Annotated in this window: 19 protein-coding genes; 8 read left to right on the forward strand and 11 right to left on the reverse strand. The window is 49.5% G+C overall.

What is annotated here, in order from left to right; translation table 11 throughout:
- Positions 1–152: 152 nt before the first annotated feature.
- The 4 genes from AC2D8L_RS02840 to AC2D8L_RS02855 form a co-directional block, all read right to left on the reverse strand.
- The gene (locus AC2D8L_RS02840; RefSeq protein WP_484683942.1) at positions 153–1,232 is read right to left on the reverse strand and encodes an acyltransferase family protein; all 1,080 of its coding nucleotides are present in this window, start codon (positions 1,230–1,232) and stop codon (positions 153–155) included.
- A gap of 346 nt (positions 1,233–1,578) precedes the next feature.
- Positions 1,579–1,821: a phosphoribosylformylglycinamidine synthase subunit PurS gene (purS, locus tag AC2D8L_RS02845; protein ID WP_484683943.1), complete on the reverse strand. Its 243-nt coding sequence runs from the start codon at positions 1,819–1,821 to the stop codon at positions 1,579–1,581.
- 68 nt (positions 1,822–1,889) lie between these two features.
- A complete protein-coding gene (gene purC / locus AC2D8L_RS02850) occupies positions 1,890–2,654 on the reverse strand; it encodes a phosphoribosylaminoimidazolesuccinocarboxamide synthase (protein ID WP_484683944.1) in 765 nt (254 codons plus the stop codon).
- A 112-nt stretch (positions 2,655–2,766) separates the two neighbouring features.
- Entirely contained in the window at positions 2,767–3,210 is a 444-nt protein-coding gene (locus tag AC2D8L_RS02855) for a winged helix-turn-helix transcriptional regulator (RefSeq protein WP_484683945.1), read from the reverse strand.
- Between the two features lie 87 nt (positions 3,211–3,297).
- Between AC2D8L_RS02855 and AC2D8L_RS02860 the strand changes: the two genes are divergently transcribed.
- The 4 genes from AC2D8L_RS02860 (at position 3,298) to AC2D8L_RS02875 (ending at position 7,470) form a co-directional block, all read left to right on the forward strand.
- Entirely contained in the window at positions 3,298–3,690 is a 393-nt protein-coding gene (locus AC2D8L_RS02860; RefSeq protein ID WP_484683946.1) for a hypothetical protein, read from the forward strand.
- A 116-nt stretch (positions 3,691–3,806) separates the two neighbouring features.
- Positions 3,807–4,133 (forward strand): DUF1476 domain-containing protein, encoded by a 327-nt coding sequence (locus tag AC2D8L_RS02865; RefSeq protein ID WP_484683947.1) that lies wholly within the window; start codon positions 3,807–3,809, stop codon positions 4,131–4,133.
- A 200-nt stretch (positions 4,134–4,333) separates the two neighbouring features.
- Complete coding sequence (locus AC2D8L_RS02870; RefSeq protein WP_484683948.1) at positions 4,334–5,962, forward strand: BCCT family transporter; 1,629 nt, start codon at positions 4,334–4,336, stop codon at positions 5,960–5,962.
- 128 nt (positions 5,963–6,090) lie between these two features.
- The gene (locus tag AC2D8L_RS02875; protein ID WP_484683949.1) at positions 6,091–7,470 is read left to right on the forward strand and encodes an MFS transporter; all 1,380 of its coding nucleotides are present in this window, start codon (positions 6,091–6,093) and stop codon (positions 7,468–7,470) included.
- A gap of 19 nt (positions 7,471–7,489) precedes the next feature.
- On the opposite strand, the gene AC2D8L_RS02880 is transcribed toward AC2D8L_RS02875, so the two are convergent.
- Positions 7,490–8,041 (reverse strand): RBBP9/YdeN family alpha/beta hydrolase, encoded by a 552-nt coding sequence (locus AC2D8L_RS02880; RefSeq protein ID WP_484683950.1) that lies wholly within the window; start codon positions 8,039–8,041, stop codon positions 7,490–7,492.
- A gap of 91 nt (positions 8,042–8,132) precedes the next feature.
- Here AC2D8L_RS02880 and AC2D8L_RS02885 point away from each other — a divergent pair, with 91 nt between their 5' ends.
- Complete coding sequence (locus tag AC2D8L_RS02885; RefSeq protein ID WP_484683951.1) at positions 8,133–8,471, forward strand: ArsR/SmtB family transcription factor; 339 nt, start codon at positions 8,133–8,135, stop codon at positions 8,469–8,471.
- A complete protein-coding gene (locus AC2D8L_RS02890; protein WP_484683952.1) occupies positions 8,464–8,910 on the forward strand; it encodes an SRPBCC domain-containing protein in 447 nt (148 codons plus the stop codon). Before AC2D8L_RS02885 ends, AC2D8L_RS02890 begins: the two co-directional genes overlap by 8 nt.
- Here the strand turns inward: AC2D8L_RS02890 and AC2D8L_RS02895 are convergent.
- From AC2D8L_RS02895 to rpe, 4 genes are all read right to left on the reverse strand, one after another.
- The gene (locus AC2D8L_RS02895) at positions 8,882–9,778 is read right to left on the reverse strand and encodes an EamA family transporter (RefSeq protein ID WP_484683953.1); all 897 of its coding nucleotides are present in this window, start codon (positions 9,776–9,778) and stop codon (positions 8,882–8,884) included. The two genes, AC2D8L_RS02890 and AC2D8L_RS02895, sit on opposite strands and share 29 nt — an antisense overlap.
- 266 nt (positions 9,779–10,044) lie before the next feature.
- Complete coding sequence (gene purB, locus AC2D8L_RS02900; RefSeq protein ID WP_484683954.1) at positions 10,045–11,352, reverse strand: adenylosuccinate lyase; 1,308 nt, start codon at positions 11,350–11,352, stop codon at positions 10,045–10,047.
- The gene (locus AC2D8L_RS02905) at positions 11,349–12,524 is read right to left on the reverse strand and encodes an MFS transporter (RefSeq protein WP_484683955.1); all 1,176 of its coding nucleotides are present in this window, start codon (positions 12,522–12,524) and stop codon (positions 11,349–11,351) included. The genes purB and AC2D8L_RS02905 overlap by 4 nt, the downstream gene beginning before the upstream one ends.
- Before the next feature lie 9 nt (positions 12,525–12,533).
- The gene (gene rpe, locus AC2D8L_RS02910; RefSeq protein ID WP_484683956.1) at positions 12,534–13,214 is read right to left on the reverse strand and encodes a ribulose-phosphate 3-epimerase; all 681 of its coding nucleotides are present in this window, start codon (positions 13,212–13,214) and stop codon (positions 12,534–12,536) included.
- Positions 13,215–13,417: 203 nt separating this feature from the next.
- Between rpe and AC2D8L_RS02915 the strand changes: the two genes are divergently transcribed.
- Together AC2D8L_RS02915 and AC2D8L_RS02920 are read left to right on the forward strand one after the other, a co-directional pair.
- A complete protein-coding gene (locus tag AC2D8L_RS02915) occupies positions 13,418–14,155 on the forward strand; it encodes a cytochrome c biogenesis CcdA family protein (protein ID WP_484683957.1) in 738 nt (245 codons plus the stop codon).
- Positions 14,156–14,268: 113 nt separating this feature from the next.
- Positions 14,269–15,474 (forward strand): GNAT family N-acetyltransferase, encoded by a 1,206-nt coding sequence (locus AC2D8L_RS02920; protein ID WP_484683958.1) that lies wholly within the window; start codon positions 14,269–14,271, stop codon positions 15,472–15,474.
- Between the two features lie 4 nt (positions 15,475–15,478).
- On the opposite strand, the gene radC is transcribed toward AC2D8L_RS02920, so the two are convergent.
- The gene (radC, locus tag AC2D8L_RS02925) at positions 15,479–16,210 is read right to left on the reverse strand and encodes a RadC family protein (RefSeq protein ID WP_484683959.1); all 732 of its coding nucleotides are present in this window, start codon (positions 16,208–16,210) and stop codon (positions 15,479–15,481) included.
- A complete protein-coding gene (gene map, locus AC2D8L_RS02930; RefSeq protein ID WP_484683960.1) occupies positions 16,207–17,040 on the reverse strand; it encodes a type I methionyl aminopeptidase in 834 nt (277 codons plus the stop codon). Before map ends, radC begins: the two co-directional genes overlap by 4 nt.

The raw sequence follows: 17,040 nt of genomic DNA on the forward strand, positions 1-17,040 counted from the left end.
CCATTGGGTGTGAGTGCTGCATTGATCAAGCGGCTCATCTTTGCGATGGCGCTGATATTTGCCCTTCTTTGACGGAATTTGGGGGCAAAAAGCAAGAGGCCCAGTGTATTACTGAGCCTCTTTTTTGTCGTTTATCGCGTTTTCTTGTGGGCTTATTCCGCTGGGGCGCCATATTTGATTGGTTGGTCAGCTTTTGCGCCTGTTTCTGGCAGCTTGCCCCATGTAGGCCGCTCAAACAGAAAATGACCGAAATTGATCTTTTTGATGACCCAATGGGCGATAAGCGGCGCGGCCAAAGCGATCAGCATGGTGACGACGCTCAATAGCGTTGTGTCGGTGATCAGGTTGAGTTTAACCAACGCGGTTCTGGCAATGCCAAGGGGCAATACGAATGCCACATAGATCACCAACGAGCTCTTGCCGATGAAGTTCAACCAGCTCATCCATTTTACCTTGGTGAGCAATCCAGCGCTTACACAAAGGGCTAGCGTGCCAACAAGGGCGAGTGCGAATTTGGCCACCGGTGCTTCTGCCAATCCCATGGTGAAGTGGCCCGGTTCTGCAATGAATCCCGGTGTGAACACCAGTACACCATTGGCAACGGCCCAGATGCCGAGAAGGGCAATGGCGGTTTTCGGTGCGTTGATTGCTTTTACAACGGTGCTGAAGATGAATGGTGCAAAAGCATAGCCGGCATAGAAGAACACGAAATAACGGGCGAACTGGTCAAATGCGTAGCTCTGTGTGTCGAGTTGAGCCAGGTTTAGTGCTGCAGCGCCAGCAAAGGCCAACCAATGTGGAATACGCAATTCCATGAGCACTTTTGCAGCAACGCTTGTGAGTGCCAAAACATAGATGAACCACAAGACGCCATAGGGCTGAATGACAGACCAAGCTAGATATTCCAGCGCTGTTCCCGGATCACGAGACATGATGCCGACTTTGAGCACGATGTGAATGACGGCCCAGATTGCATAGAAATAGAAATAGTGAACTACACGACGATCAGCGAACTTTGCCCAAGGGCGCGCAATGACGTTTGCGAGGAACAGCCCGGAGATCAAAAAGAACTCTGGCATACGAAATGGTGTTGCAAAACCAATGACATAGTGCAGAGCACCAACATTGTTTGTGGCTTCGCCTGCGCCGTTGGCGGCATACATCATCACAACCAATAGAATTGAAATGCCTTTGGCCGCATCGACCCAATTTAAACGTTTGCTCTGGTTCATTCTAACGCTCCTCAATACTATTGCGTTGAGGGTAATTTACCAGATTTTAACGATTGGAGCGATCACGAGAATGCGATCTGGGCTGATTTCGTAAGGGGTGATTAACTGTTAATATTAATGCGTAAAGCTTTATCTAATTCTGTCTGTTCGCAGTTGCTGGGCGATTTATGCAGGCAGGGTGCCATATGCTGCAACGAAGATGCCCATGGCGAGGAAAAACATAAGAGAAAGTGATACAGATTTCAGCATAATGATCCCAGTGCGCTAGAACCGGTGTTCCGCGCTTTACAATTGATTTTGATGATAGAATAGTTTTGCTCGGCTGAACCAAGCATGAACGCTTGGCTTAGTCTTGCAGCTCGATTGAATAGTTTTCGATCACAGTGTTGGCAAGCAGTTTTTCGCACATTTGCGCAATTTCTTTTTCTGCAGCTTCTTTGGTGGTTGCGTTGACTTTTAGGTCAAAGATTTTGCCCTGGCGCACACCATCAACATTGTCGAACCCCAAACTATCCAAAGCGCCTTCAATTGCTTTGCCCTGCGGGTCCAAAACACCATTTTTCAACGTTACAAATACACGTGCATTCATCGTTCTAACCATTCAATTTGTATCTTTAGCCCGAAGGCGCATTGCTTATAGACTTCAATCCAAGGGACCTATGTCACCAAACGGGGGCCTGTTGTTAAGGCGTTATCTGTTTCAACAAGAATGCCAAGGCGGCGTGCAACTTCGCGGTAGCTATCTACCAAGCTGCCCAGACCTTGCCGGAAAACGTCCTTGTCCAATTTTTCTTTGGTTTTAGCATCCCACAGGCGGCAATTGTCAGGTGAGATTTCATCTGCCAACACGATGCGCATGGTTTCGTCTTGATAAAGACGCCCGCATTCGATCTTAAAGTCGACCAATTGGATGCCTGCGCCCATGAACAATCCAGAAAGGAAATCATTGATCCGAACAGCCAGCGTCATGATGTCATCTAGCTCTTGTGGGTTCGCCCAACCAAATGCTGTGATGTGTTCTTCGGAAACGATCGGGTCGTTCAGCGCATCATCTTTATAGTAGAATTCGATGATGGAGCGGGGCAGGCGCGTACCTGATTCTAATCCAAGCCGCGGGCAAATTGAGCCAGCGGCTACGTTTCGAACGACAACTTCAATCGGGATAATTTCGACTTCACGGATGAGCTGCTCGCGCATATTCATGCGGCGCACAAAATGTGTGGGGATGCCAAGCTCGTTCAGTTTCGTGAAGATATGCTCTGATATGCGATTGTTCAGAACGCCTTTACCTTCGATCACTTCGTGCTTTTCGCCATTGCCTGCAGTGGCATCATCTTTGAAATGTTGCACTAGGGTGCCGGGTTCAGGGCCTTCATATAGAGTTTTGGCCTTGCCTTCGTAGATTTTGCGGCGGCGGTTCATCTGGTTCCCCATGATTCTGATCAAGAGTGAAGCTTCGTGCGCTTAATGGGCCTTTTTAGTGCCTAATTGCAAGCGTTTTGTTGTGAAAGACGCTTGGCTGGCTGTGTGATCCTTAATTAGGAATGGAAACTAACTCTTGATCAAGATGTCTGATTTGAGCTTGCAGCCTCTGCCGTAGGTTTTCTCTATTGTTTAACAGATCACTTTTGAACTTTTCGGGCACTTCTGTGGCTGCGTCGTAGGTGGCCGACCATTGCATCATTTCCAGCATGGCTGGCATCAGGTCAAGACCTTTTTCAGTAAGTGTATAGACTTGCCGAGTACCATTTTGAGGGTCGGTTTGTTTGACGATGATTCCGTTTGCTTCAAGATTTGCTAATCGATCGGCCAGAATGTTCGTGGAAATTCCTTCACCCGCTCGCAAGAATTCGCCGTAGTAGCGGCGCTCCTTGAACATGATATCCCGCAGGATCATAAGTGACCATTTATCGCCAAACACTGCTGAAATATAGCGAATTGGGCAACCGTGAGGGCTAAATTTGTGGTTTTTGCTCATGAGTAGATTTTAACGATGAAACCGTCACTTGCAATATGAAAGTACTTTGTCTAAAAATCACTTGCAAAAAACAAGTAAGAGGGTGTTGTGGATCATTTTGTTTCTATAGTTGGATTTATGTTGGTGTCGTTCTTGGTGCAGGGCGTCAGCCATTTCGTGTTGAACAAAGCGCATTACCAATCTGTCGAGTTTGTTCGTGAGAACTCCAATGTTCCTATGGGACTTTCGGTGATGGTATTTCAGGGACTTATCTTTTCGGCTGCCTTGGCCACATGGCGCCCTGACGCAGTTTCAATTTCAGACGGATTTGTGGTGTCTTATGCGTTCGGACTGTTTTTAGCCGCCTATATTGTGGTTGTGGAACCTGCCAAATATGACGTGCCGGATGTTGGAAAATGGATGCGTGTGGAAGGAACCGCAAGTGCCGTACAGTTCACTCTTTACGGACCGATCCTCGCACTGGCACACATTTGGTTTTGAGAACTGACATTGGGTTGTTCGGCAGTGTGGCAATTTGCACGGCATTATTCTTGATTTGATGCTCTATAGGTTCTATTAGCAGTCAATGGAAATATTTGCCCTGTTTGGAGAATGTTATGTCTGGGTTTGACGATCGCGAAAAGGCTGAAGAAGCAAAATATGCGCATGACGAAGCGCTGAAGTTTAAAATTGAAGCTCGCCGCAACAAATTGTTGGGCCAATGGGCTGCAGAGCAAATGGGCATTTCAGCAGCGTCTGAAGTTGAAGCTTATGCCAAAGAAGTTGTTGCCTCTGACTTTGAAGAGGCTGGCGACGAAGATGTGTTCCGCAAGGTACGCGGCGATTTGGATGCCAAGAATGTCGCGATTTCTGACGATGATCTGCGGGCCAAAATGAAAAGCCTTTATGCAGAAGCTGAAGAGCAAGTAAAACCTGCTAGCTAATCACAAGCTGAAAAGTCTGAATTGAATATTCAGCCTCGCCTTTTTGGCGGGGCTTTTTTTGTATGCTGGCGGCGCGAATTTGCGTTTAATTTTCAGACTGTTAGGGTGCTGAGCAACGGATGATCCGTTGATAAAGGATGGAAATTTAGCTGGAAAGGCCGGGAAAACAACGGCTTATGCTATTTCTAGAAGGAGACTTTTTGCCCAACAATTCAACCGAATCGCGAGAGGATGTACCCCATCCTGTCGAGACCGATTTCGAAATCGGACAGGATAATGTGAGGCCATTTGGACTTGATATCCACAACCCCGTCTTTGCTATCTCAAGTGTCGCGATTGTCGCATTTGTCATCATTACTTTGATGTTGCAGGACCAAGCCACTGATTTTTTTGGATGGCTTCGCCCCTTTTTAACCTCAACATTTGACTGGTTCTTCCTCAGTTCGGCAAATATTTTCGTGCTGTTTTGTCTGTTTCTGATGGTGTCACCAATGGGTAAAATTCGCCTTGGTGGTCAAGAAGCTCGCCCTGATTACAGCTATTTGGGTTGGTTCGCGATGTTGTTTGCGGCTGGTATGGGCATTGGATTGATGTTCTTCGGTGTGTCTGAACCGATGTCGCATTTTGCTTCTTCTGTAGGCGGAACAGCCGGTGAGGTTGGTGCGCGAACGGATTGGGCGCCGCTTGGCGCTGCTGCAGGTGATGCCGTGGCCGCTCGAGACCTTGGCATGGCAGCAACGATTTTCCACTGGGGTATGCACCCTTGGTCAATCTATGCTGTTGTTGCTCTTTCCTTGGCATTCTTTAGCTTTAACAATGGCTTGCCACTGACTTTGCGCTCTGCATTCTATCCCGTTTTGGGTGAACGTGTTTGGGGCTGGCCCGGTCATGTCATCGACATTTTGGCGGTGTTTGCGACCTTGTTTGGTTTGGCGACATCGCTTGGTTTTGGTACAGAGCAAGCACTTGCTGGGTTTAACTATCTGTTTGGTTGGGGCACAGGCAATGTTGCAAAAGTCGTTCTGATTTCGGTGATTACGGCCCTTGCGACGATTTCGGTGATCCGTGGTCTAGATGGGGGCGTAAAAATCCTCTCAGAAGTCAATATTGGCCTGGCGGTTCTACTTTTGTTGTTCATCATCATTGTTGGGCCAACAGCCGTCATTTTTGATACGATTGTTTCAGGCGGCATTTCATATGCGCGCGAGATCATTCCGCTTTCCAACCCATTTGGACGTGAAGACGCGAATTTCTCCCAAGGTTGGACAGCCTTTTACTGGGCGTGGTGGATTTCTTGGTCACCATTTGTGGGCATGTTTATCGCCCGTGTATCCCGCGGCCGGACAGTACGCGAGTTCCTCGCGTGTGTGATCTTGATCCCGATGATTGCTAGTGTCATTTGGATGGGCGCATTTGGGGGAACTGCTGTTTCCCAAGTGATGGCCGATGCAGCTGCACCGGTGGCTGGTGTGGTGCAAGAACTGAAGCTGTTTGTTATGCTTGAGCAGTTGCCGTTCGCCGCTGTGACATCGTTATTGGGTATCGTCCTCGTATTGGTGTTCTTTGTGACGTCTTCTGACTCTGGATCGTTGGTTATTGATACGATTACGGCAGGTGGCAAAACGGCTGCGCCGGTGTCCCAGCGTGTGTTCTGGTGCGTATTTGAGGGAATTGTTGCTGCAACATTGCTTCTTGTTGGGGGCAGCAGTGCGCTGACCGCTCTTCAAGCCATGGCCGTATCGACTGGTTTCCCATTCACCATCGTGCTTTTGGGCATGTGCGCCAGCTTGTATATCGGCATGCGTCGGTATCTTCTGGCAAAAATCTAAACAAATGCACGGCCCTTTACGTTTAAGGGCCGTGCATTACCAGTTGCTTTGATAGGCAACTGTTTTCTTTTGCGTTTTCCTGCCAGCTGTGGTGACATTCTGATTGAGAATGCAAGCAGAGGCGCGAAATGGCGGTATTTCAAAACAAGGTTTTCAGGAAACTTTTTGGTGCTCAGCTGATTGCATTGGCCGGCACCGGCCTGACGACTATTGCATTGGCATTGTTGGCATATGAAATTGCTGGGGAGCGTGCCGGTTTGGTCCTTGGCACCGCACTTGCGATTAAAATGATCGCCTATATCTTCGTTGCACCCGTGGTCGGCGGTCTCATTCGGCCTGAGGGGCGAAAACGGCTTTTGGTTATCTTGGATTTGGCCCGTGCTGCCTGTGTTTTGGTTCTGCCAATCGTCACCGCAGAGTGGCAGATTTATGTTTTGATATTTCTGCTTAACGCATGTTCTGCTGGATTTACCCCTACATTCCAGTCGATCATTCCCCAACTGTTTGACGATGAAGAAGATTACACAAAAGCCCTGAGCATGGCGCGTTTGACTTATGATTTAGAAAATCTCTTGAGCCCGACCATTGCCGCGGCTTTATTGCTGTTTGTCAGTTTCGATATCTTCTTTGTCGCCAACGCCGGCGCTTTCATTATTTCTGCGGGGCTTGTGCTGTCGACGAGCCTGCCGAAAATTGTCGATATGCAAGATAAGGCACTGGGTGCAGGAGAGAAGATCGCACAGGGGTTTCAGATTTACCGCAAAACGCCCCGCCTTAAGGGTATGTTGGGGATGTTCTTCGTGGTGTCCGCGGCTGGTGCCATGGTGATTGTGAACACAATTGTTTTGGTGCGGGTGCAATTTGGTGGCGACGAGAGCATGGTCGCGATTGCGATGGGCGCTTTTGGCTTGGGTTCATTGGTGGCTGCATTGATGGTGCCGCGTTTGGTCAGTCGGTTGGGCGATCAAGCGGTCATGCGACGTGGCGGTTGGTTGCTGGGCATCATGCTTTTGCTCGGCGCCTATGTGGGGCAGTTTGAATTGTTGCTCGTGACTTGGTTCTTTCTTGGCATCGGCTATTCACTGGTGCAAACCCCAGCAGGGCGTGTGCTTCGAAGGTCCGCAAGCGACGCGGACTTACCCAAACTATTTGCGGCTCAGTTCACACTAAGTCACGCCTGCTGGTTGGTGAGTTATCCGCTTGCGGGCTGGGTGGCGAACGTTTTTGGATTTCAGGCGGCGTTTATTTTGTTTGCGCTTGCGTCGCTGGTGATGATGTTCATCTCGCAGCAGATTTGGCAAAATGATGATCCGGCGGAAATAGAACATCAGCATGATGAACTTTACCATGATCATCTGCATTACCATGGGCCCCACCATCAGCACGAACATGAGGGATGGGAAGGGCCGGAGCCCCATAAACATCCTCATAAACATGCGGCAGTGCGCCATAGCCACAAATATGTGATTGATGGCCACCACACGGAGTGGCCAGCGCGAACGAACTAGGGGTGGACCCTAGTCGGACTTACAGGTTCTTCATTAGGTTGGCGAATGCCATTAAGCCTTCAGGCCATGGGCCAAAACCTGCTGCTGGATTAACGTGGCCCAATTCACCAGCATTATTGAAGGCAGAACCCCATGCTGCAGCCATTTCGGCGGCGGCTTCAACTTCACAAAATGGATCGTTGGACGATGCGATGAGGGTTGAAGGAAAAGGAAGCGGATCGCGTGGAATGGGGGCAAATCCCAATATTTGTTTCGGTATACCCTTTTTGCGATCCAGATCTGGCGGAGCGATCAGTAGAGCACCAACGACTTTTGTGTCGGCCAATTTTCCCGCCGCATGGGAGATGGCAATCACGCCAAGCGAATGACCGACCAAAACCACAGGGCGGGTCGCCATCATGATGGCTTGCAAGATATTTTCCACCCATTTGTCTTGGTTTGGCTTGTCCCAGTTTGCTTGTTCGACAAATTTCGCGTTTGGCATTTTTTGCACCCAGCCATGTTGCCAGTGGCCTTCGGGCGAGCCCTGATATCCAGGAATAACCAAAATGTCTGCTTCAGATATTTTCATATTGCCTTCGTGCATAATTTGCGCCCGCCATGCAAGTGGAATTTGTTTCGGGACGCTTGACTCATTGGTAAGTATATACTAACGGTTAGTAGTGACTTACGAATTGAATACAGAACAGACAAACCAAATGTGGATGGCGTTAGCTGACCCGACGCGGCGCAGCATTTTTGAAATTGTGTCGGCAAAACAGCAGGGTGTGCAGGAAATTGCAGACCGATTGCCGGTGACCCGACCTGCGGTGTCGCAGCATCTTAAATTGCTGGACGATGCGGGGTTGGTGCACGGCAAGAAGGTTGGACGCCAGCGCATTTATGCGGCGGACCCCAGCGCATTGCGGGCATTGCGCCATTGGCTAAATCAATATTGGACGGAGGCAATGCATAATTTTGCTGAGGCCGCCGACAGGGATGAGGAGAGTGAAGATGATTGAACCGGTAATTGTTGACGTAAAAACCAGAAAATCGCCGCAGGATGCGTTCACGTTTTTCACAGAGCAGATGCATCAATTTTGGCCGATGGGCCATTCGATTGGCGAAACTGAACGCACCGCGCTGATGGTTGAGTTGAAACAAGGTGGGCGCTGGTACGAGGTTTGTGGTGAGCAACAATGTGATTGGGGCAGGGTGCTTGAATTCACCAGTGGTGAAAGCATTCTATTTGCTTGGCACTTAAATGCAGATTGGGAATTTGACCCGAATAAATATAGCGAAGTGTTGGTGACATTTAAGCCTGATGAGAACGGATGTGCTGTGCGCCTAACCCATTCCAAATTGGAGAATTTTGGCGAAAAAGCCGCCGAAGTACGCAACAGCCTCGCTTCAGTTACCGGATGGCCGGATATTATTGGGGCTTTCGCGAAGGTGGCTTAGACCTGCCGGCAAACAGGGGTTTGCCAAATATATTGAGCAGGAGACCTGCAAAAATCACCGCACCGCCGATGATGGCAAGGGGGGACATTGTTTCCCCCAGTACTAAATAGCCGGACAGGATGCCGAAAATAGGCACCAAAAGTGAAAACGGGGCTACCAAACTGGCAGGGTGCTTTTTCAGCAATTGGTTCCAAATTGCAAAGCCGATAACGGTTGCGGGATAAGCAAGGAAGATTATTGACCCAAAACCAACCCAAGTTGGATTGGTGAACGTGTTGATGATTTGGCTGCGGTCTTCAATTGCCCAGGACAGGGCGAACAGGGGAATTGGCGGCACCAAACTGGTCCATATCACAAAGCTGAACATATCGATTTGCCCAACTTTCTTTGAAATGATGTTGGCAACACCCCAGAACATGGCAGCCACAATCAATATGAGGAATGGGACAAGTTGTGCCTGCGCCGCTTGCTCGCTGCCCATAATCGCAATCCCTGAGAAAGCTACCACTGCGCCTAATATCTGCCATAGCTTTGGCACCTCGCGCAAAAAAATGAATGCAAAGCCGATGGTGAAGAAGGCTTGGAGCTGCATGATCACGGAAGACAGGGATGCGCTCATGCCAAGTTTGATGGCAAGAAACAAAAGCCCGAATTGCATAGCGCCTAAGCTCATGCCGTATGCGATGATATAGCCCCAACCAGCAGCTGGCTTCTTGATGAAAAACACCAACGGCAAGGCGGCCAGCATAAACCGCAAGCCCGTGAGCAAGAATGGTGGAATTTCAGCCACCCCAACTTTGATCACAACGAAGTTGAAGCCCCAAATTGCGACGGCAAAGATGGCTAGTAAAATGTCGCGAATGGGCAAAGGAAATCTCCAAGTGGGGGCAGGTTTAGATTAGGTGGTCTGAAAGAGGGTTCGTCAAGTCTTCTGGTCAGAAGCAGCGTTCGGCGATGTAAATTTTTGATTCAGTAACTTGACGTAAGAATTTGATATATAAGGAGAATTTTGGCTAATCAACTCAGGTTTAAGCTTTGTGAATGGCACTATGAAAGTTCGTGATGAGTGACGGTTGAAACAAAAATGCCGCCACACTTGGGTGCGGCGGCATTGAAATCTTAGTCCGCGAGAGCTTAGGCTTCGCCAAATACCCGTGTAAAAATCGTGTCCACATGTTTCATGTGATAGGCATCATCAAACATATCGTCGATCTGCGCATCTGAAAGCGAAGCTGAGACATCTTCGTCAGCTTTTAGGAATGTCGCAAAGTCACCTTCACCACGCCAAACTTTCATGGCGTTGCGCTGGACGGCGCTATAGCTGTCTTCGCGAGACATGCCAGCTTGGGTGAGGGCAAGCAGCACACGTTGTGAATTGTGCAAGCCGCCAAGCTTGTCCATGTTGGCTTTCATCGTTTCTGGATAGACCAGCAAGTTCTCAACCACATTGGTCAAACGCATTAGGGCGAAGTCCAACGTTACTGTCGCGTCCGGGCCGATCATCCGTTCAACTGAAGAGTGGGAGATATCGCGTTCGTGCCAAAGGGCAACATTTTCCATGGCCGGGGTAACAGACATGCGAACAATACGCGCCAAACCAGTAAGGTTTTCCGTTAGGATTGGATTGCGCTTATGGGGCATGGCAGATGAGCCTTTTTGGCCCTTAGAGAAGAACTCTTCGGCTTCCAAAACTTCGGTGCGCTGCAAGTGACGTACTTCAACCGCAAGGCGCTCGATCGAGGAAGCAACAACGCCCAAAGTTGCAAAATACATGGCATGGCGATCACGTGGGATCACTTGGGTTGAAACAGGCTCTGCTGAAAGTCCCATTTGGTCCGCGACATATTCTTCAACGCTAGGGTCAATATTGGCGAATGTGCCAATCGCGCCCGAGATCGCGCAGGTTGCGATTTCTTCGCGGGCATTGATCAAGCGCTTTTTGCAGCGATCAAATTCTGCGTAAGCCTGGGCCAATTTAATGCCGAAAGTTGTTGGCTCAGCGTGGATGCCGTGGCTGCGGCCAATTGTGATGGTCATTTTGTGCTCAAACGCACGCTTTTTGAGCGCCGCGAGCAGCTTGTCCATATCCTCAAGCAACAGGTCGGTAGCCTTGACCAATTGAACATTGAAGCACGTATCCAACACATCAGAAGACGTCATACCTTGGTGGACGAAACGAGCCTCTGGGCCAACGATCTCGGCCAAGTGGGTGAGGAACGCGATAACGTCATGTTTAACTTCACGCTCAATCTCATCAATCCGATCAACGTCAAACTGCGCATCTTTGCCTTTTGCCCAAATGACGTCTGCAGCTTCTTGGGGCACAACACCTTGCTTGACCTGCGCGCTGGCGGCATGAGCTTCGATATCAAACCAGATTTTGAATTTTGATTCAGGTGACCAGATTGCGGTCATTTCTTTGCGAGAATAACGAGGGATCATTGAGCAGGACTTTCAATTGGCGTCGTGGATGAATTGGGTTTTAAGGAGAAGGCTAATATTGCGCTGAGCATTAGTGCAGGTCCTAAAACCAGCAAGCCGATGCGGATACTGGTATATTCTGCGATAAAGCCAATGCTGATGGGGCCGACCAAGAAGCCGGTTAGGGCGAGGAATGTTAGCGTCGCAACATTGCTAGATACAGAACGCCCGGGCGCGCTGGCGGCGGCGCTGATGGCAATTGGGAAGGCCAGTGATGCGCCGATGCCGATCAGACCAAATCCGAAAAAGGCAACAAGGATGTTGGGTGAGAAATAGACGGTTGCAACACCAGCCACACCCAATAAGGCAAGGCCAAAGGCCAATTTTTCAGTGCTGACAATTTTGCGCAATCGATCGCCAAACAATCGGGTGACGGCAACGATGAGCGTAAAGACAGTTATTGCCAATCCGGCAATGCCGGGGCCCGCATTTTGCGCATCACGCATGAAGATGGCAGCCCAATCCGCAACAGCACCTTCCACAAGGGTGGTGCCGAAAGTGAAGGCGCAAATGGCCAGCAATATGGGGTGAGGGAAAGTGAAGCCAGCCTTCTCTTGTGTCTTTTCCGGGGCCTTGTGCGCTGGAATGGACAGTTTATTGATCGCCACATACGCGGTTGGCAAAAATAGGATGGTCAGTCCGACATTGACCCAAATTGGGCTGATCGCCAAAGACGCGGCACCCGCGCCGATCAATGTGCCAGCCATTAGGCCAAAGCTCCAAAGCCCGTGGGCTTTGCTCATCACCAATTTATCGTGATGCTTTTCGACCAAGTCGGCTGAAATATTCATGCCCAATTCAAGAATGGAGATGCTTGCACCAAAGGCGGCTAAAGCGACAGCCAAGGTAAATTGGCTTGGCGCAATGAACGGCAAGAACATGGCAGCGAAGAACAAAGGATAAAAGATGATCATCGTTCTTTTTGCGCCCAGCGCATCGCCGATTTTTCCGGCGAAGAGTAGCGACAAAAGTGTGCCTACGGGTGCGCCGATCAAGGCTAAAGCGAGATCTGCAGGGCCGAGTGCCAGTTTTTCCTGAACTTCAGGTATGCGTGGTAGCCACGCGCCCAAAATAATCGGCTGCGTGAAGAAGATAAAGTAAAGTGCGTTTCGCGTTATGTTGGCGATCGTCATTTGATGTCCTTACGCGCGACTTTTATTTGCCGCGTTTCGAATTGCTTCAATGCGCGGACCATAAGTGGACGGGACATTTCCTTTGTAAACCGAAGAGCCTGCAACCAGCACAGTGGCACCAGCGGCGGCTATTTCTTCAGCGTTTACATCTGTTACCCCACCATCGATTTCAATGTCAATTGGGCGGTCGCCGATCAGAGCTTTTGCCTGGCGGATTTTTTCCAACGTTTGGGGGATGAAGGCCTGCCCGCCAAACCCAGGGTTAACGCTCATCAAGACGATCAAATCGATACGGTCGAGCACGTTTTCGATTGCTGAAACCGGTGTCGCAGGATTAATCGCCACGCCAGCCTTTTTGCCCAGATTGCGGATGGCCTGCAAAGAGCGATCAAGGTGAGGTCCAGCCTCTGCATGCACAGAAATTGCATCAGCGCCCGCATTCGCGAAGGCTTCAAGATACATATCTGTTGGCGAAATCATGAGATGAACGTCGAAGAATTTCTTCGTCGCTGGGCGAATGGCATCAACGACGATTGGCCCGAATGAGATGTTTGGCACAAAATGGCCATCCATAATGTCGATATGGACCCAGTCGCATCCACCATCGTCAATGGCTTTAACTTCATCGCCAAGGCGCGAAAAGTCCGCGGAAAGGATGGAAGGGGCGATCTTGATGGGCAAGTTGGTCATCGCATAGGTCCTATTCTCATTGGGGCTTATGCGGCGCGGGTTAGCACATGAGAATGGTGCTGCCAATTGCTCCTTTGGATATTCGGGCCCAAATCAGCGAAATAGTGCGATTCTCAACAAGATTCACATTTGCTTGAGTGCGACAGTGAGGTGCTTGCCTGTAAAGAGTTGATGATGCATTACTGGTCTGGAATGGAGTTCTTATGATATCTCTTAGTATACCCGTGATCTTTGGTGCAGGCGTCTTAAGCTTCTTGTCGCCTTGTGTTTTGCCTTTAGTACCGCCCTATCTCAGCTATATGGGTGGCACGACATTTGAGGAATTGCGCAAAGAAGGAAGCACAGGAAGCGCTGTGTGGTGGCGCACGGTCATGACGTCGCTTTTCTTCATTCTAGGTTTTTCAACCATATTTGTCGGGCTTGGCGCTACGGCGACACTATTTGGTGAACTGTTGCGGTCCTCGCTCACATGGCTCACTTCGTTGGCCGGCGTTGCAATTATTGTGATGGGGCTGCATTTTCTTGGCCTGTTCAGGTTGCCATTTTTGTATCGTCAAGCGCGGTTTGAAGGCCCATCAAAGGCATCTGGCCCGCTAGGTGGCTATCTGCTTGGGCTTGCCTTCGCACTTGGTTGGACCCCATGTATTGGCCCAATTTTGGCAGCAATTCTGCCCGTTGCGGCAAACTCTGAAACCGCGTGGCAAGGCGCTGGCCTTTTGGCCGTTTATTCGCTTGGGTTAGGCGTGCCATTCTTCCTTGCCGCACTTGCTGTTCGACCATTCATGAGCTTTTTCGCAAAGTTCAAGAAGAACCTTGGTTTAGTTGAGAAATTCATGGGTGGTTTTTTGGTGGTCACTGGCATCCTGTTTTTGACAGGCGACTTCACCCGCATCAGTTTTTGGCTGCTTGAAACATTTCCGATTTTGCAGAGCTTTGGGTAGTATTAACCCTATATCGATTTGGTCGGACCATTTGCACCCAAGTTTGATAGAGTTTGTGAAGTATTTAATGTTTTTTTCGTGAGGATGTTCCTGCGTAATTCAGGAGCAGAAAATTGATTTTGGCCGAAAATCACATAAAGGTGAATTCTGACATGGTGCCGGCGGGGCAGCTTTCAGCGTGGAAACCAATGTTTACCGTCACGTCCGACATAAGAGACGTCGAACCTCAGTGGCGCGCGTTGGAGCAATTTGGTTTGCAATCGCCCGGGCAAAGCTATGATTTTGTTCGTTCTTGGATTGATCAAAACAAAATCCCAGTTCAAAAACAGTTTTTCGTCACTGCCTATTTTGACAAGCAGCCGTTTGTTGTTTTGCCGCTATTGGTGACGCGCAAGCTTGGCGCCACAGTGTTGACTTGGTTCGTCGGTTCTCATGTTGCCTGCAACGCGCCTCTGATCAACCGGCTGATAATGGCGAAGTTGAGCGACGAGCAGCGCATGCAGTTCTGGAAGAAACTTGTAGATGCTTTGCCTCCATCAGACGCCGTATATTTGCCAGGAATGCCAACAGGTGATTGGATTGAGTTTGAAGGATTTGAGGGGCAAGGCAACAAGCACGTATTAGACCATGTCTATCGGGCAAGCTTTCAGAGTTGGGACGAGGCAGACAAATCGCAACGCGACCGCAAACGTCGTCGCCGAGATAAACAGCACCGGCAAAAACTGGATGCATTGGGCGAAGTCAAGTTGGTCAAATTGGTAGAACCCGACGACGTCAAACTGGCTCTCGTGCAGATGTTTGAACAAAAGCGCGCCCGATTTGAACAACTGGATATTGATAACCCATTTGCTGATGAATTGGTCCGCAACGCCTATTTTGATGTGTTCAAGACGGCTCGTTCGGTCAAGCCGGTATTTTACGCTCTTTATCTAGATGATGAGCTCATCGCATCCAGATATTGCGTTGGCCATGGCAAAGATTTGTTCATGTTGATTTCCTCCATGAGCAATGATGAGGAAATATTGCCTGGATCGCCTGGTAATCAATGCTTGCTTGAAGTTCTAAAAAGTGAATTGGACAAGGAAGACGGCTACACCATGGTCGATATTGGTGTTGGTGAGTCAGACGAAAAACGCCGTTGGTGCAATGAATTACAGCCGGTTTGCAATAGGTTCATCCCACGCACTGTTGTGGGGTGGGGGTTTATGTTTTTCCAGATTGCTTTGCAAAAAACAAAATATGCTGTGAAAACCAACAAAGCCCTATTTAATTTCTATAAATCTGTACGGGGCATCTTGCCGCCAATCTTACGTACTTAGATCACTAAAACAGCTTAAGTCCCCGCATTGAAGCGTGGCCATCTTTTGCGATAATGATGTGATCATGCACGGTGATGCCCAAGGGTTTCGCAATCTCATCGATTGCCCGCGTCATCTGTATGTCCGCGCCTGATGGCGTCGGGTCACCGGAGGGGTGATTGTGCAATAAAATCAAAGCTGTGGCGGAATGTTCTAAAGATCGTTTGATCACTTCGCGTGGGTAAACTGGCGTGTGGTCGACGGTGCCGATCTGTTGAACCTCATCCGCGATTAGCTTGTTTTTCTTGTCGAGAAACAAGATCCGAAATTGCTCTTTATCTTCATATGCCATCTGGGTGTGGCAATATTCAAGCAATTCACTCCATGAACCTAAAGTTGGTCGCTCAGGTAGTTTCGATTTGGAGAATCGTTGGGCGGCAGCCTGTATCACCTTTAGGTCAACTACCGCGTTTGGTCCCAGACCATCTACTTCTTGCAACATTTGTGGTGAGGCGGACAACACACCTGCAAAACTGCCAAATCGATCGATGAGGGCTTTGGCTATTGGTTTTGTGTCACGACGTGGCAAAATTCGGAACAGCAGAAGCTCTAACAGTTCATAATCTTGAAGATCGTCCGCCCCTGAAGACTGAAACCTTGAACGCAACCTATCGCGATGGCCATGATAATGCGGCTGTGCGCTTTCCGAAAAACCGGCTGTATTCTTCAACCCTGGTGACTTCGGCTCATCATTCATCTGGTGCGGGCTTCCAAAGGGTTGAATAGGTCATTTGGGCTTTGGGTGAAAATCTCGCAGCCATGCTCTGTGATGCCGATGGAATGCTCGCATTGTGCTGAAAGTGTGCGATCTCGCGTCACGGCTGTCCATCCGTCTGCTAGAACCTTCACATGTGGTCGACCCAAATTGATCATAGGCTCGATGGTAAAGATCATGCCCGGTTTCAATTCAGGGCCGCTGCCCGGGGTGCCGAAATGCAAAATGTTGGGCTCATCATGAAACAAGCGACCCAGACCATGTCCTACAAAGTCGCGCACCACCGATGTGCGTTCGCCTTCTGCATAGGTTTGGATGGCCGCGCCAATATCGCCAGTGGTTTTACCCGGTTTTGCAACCTCAAGTGCCCGCGCAAGGCTTTCATAGGTTACTTCAATCAGTCGCTCGGCTTTTCGCGAAATGTCACCAATCGGGTACATGCGGCTCGTGTCGCCATGCCAGCCATCAACGATCAGGGTGATATCGATATTGACGATATCGCCGCTTTTGAGTTGCTTGCCGTTGGGTATGCCGTGGCACACCACGTGGTTGATGCTTGTGCAAATAGAGTGGCGATAGCCACGGTAATTCAATGTCGCCGGCACTGCGCCGTGGTCTTTGGCAAATTCGTATGCAATGCGGTCAAGCTCAGCTGTCGTGACGCCGGGTTGGGCGTGCTCATACATCAGATCAAGCGCCTGAGCGGCCAAAGCGCCTGCTTTGCGCATGCCTTCAAACCCCTCTTCTGTGTGAAGGGGGATGATGCCGGGTGTGCGCTTTTGATTTGGTTTTGCTGTAGTATAGGTGACCAT

The organism is Maritalea sp. YIW29, assembly GCF_057219265.1.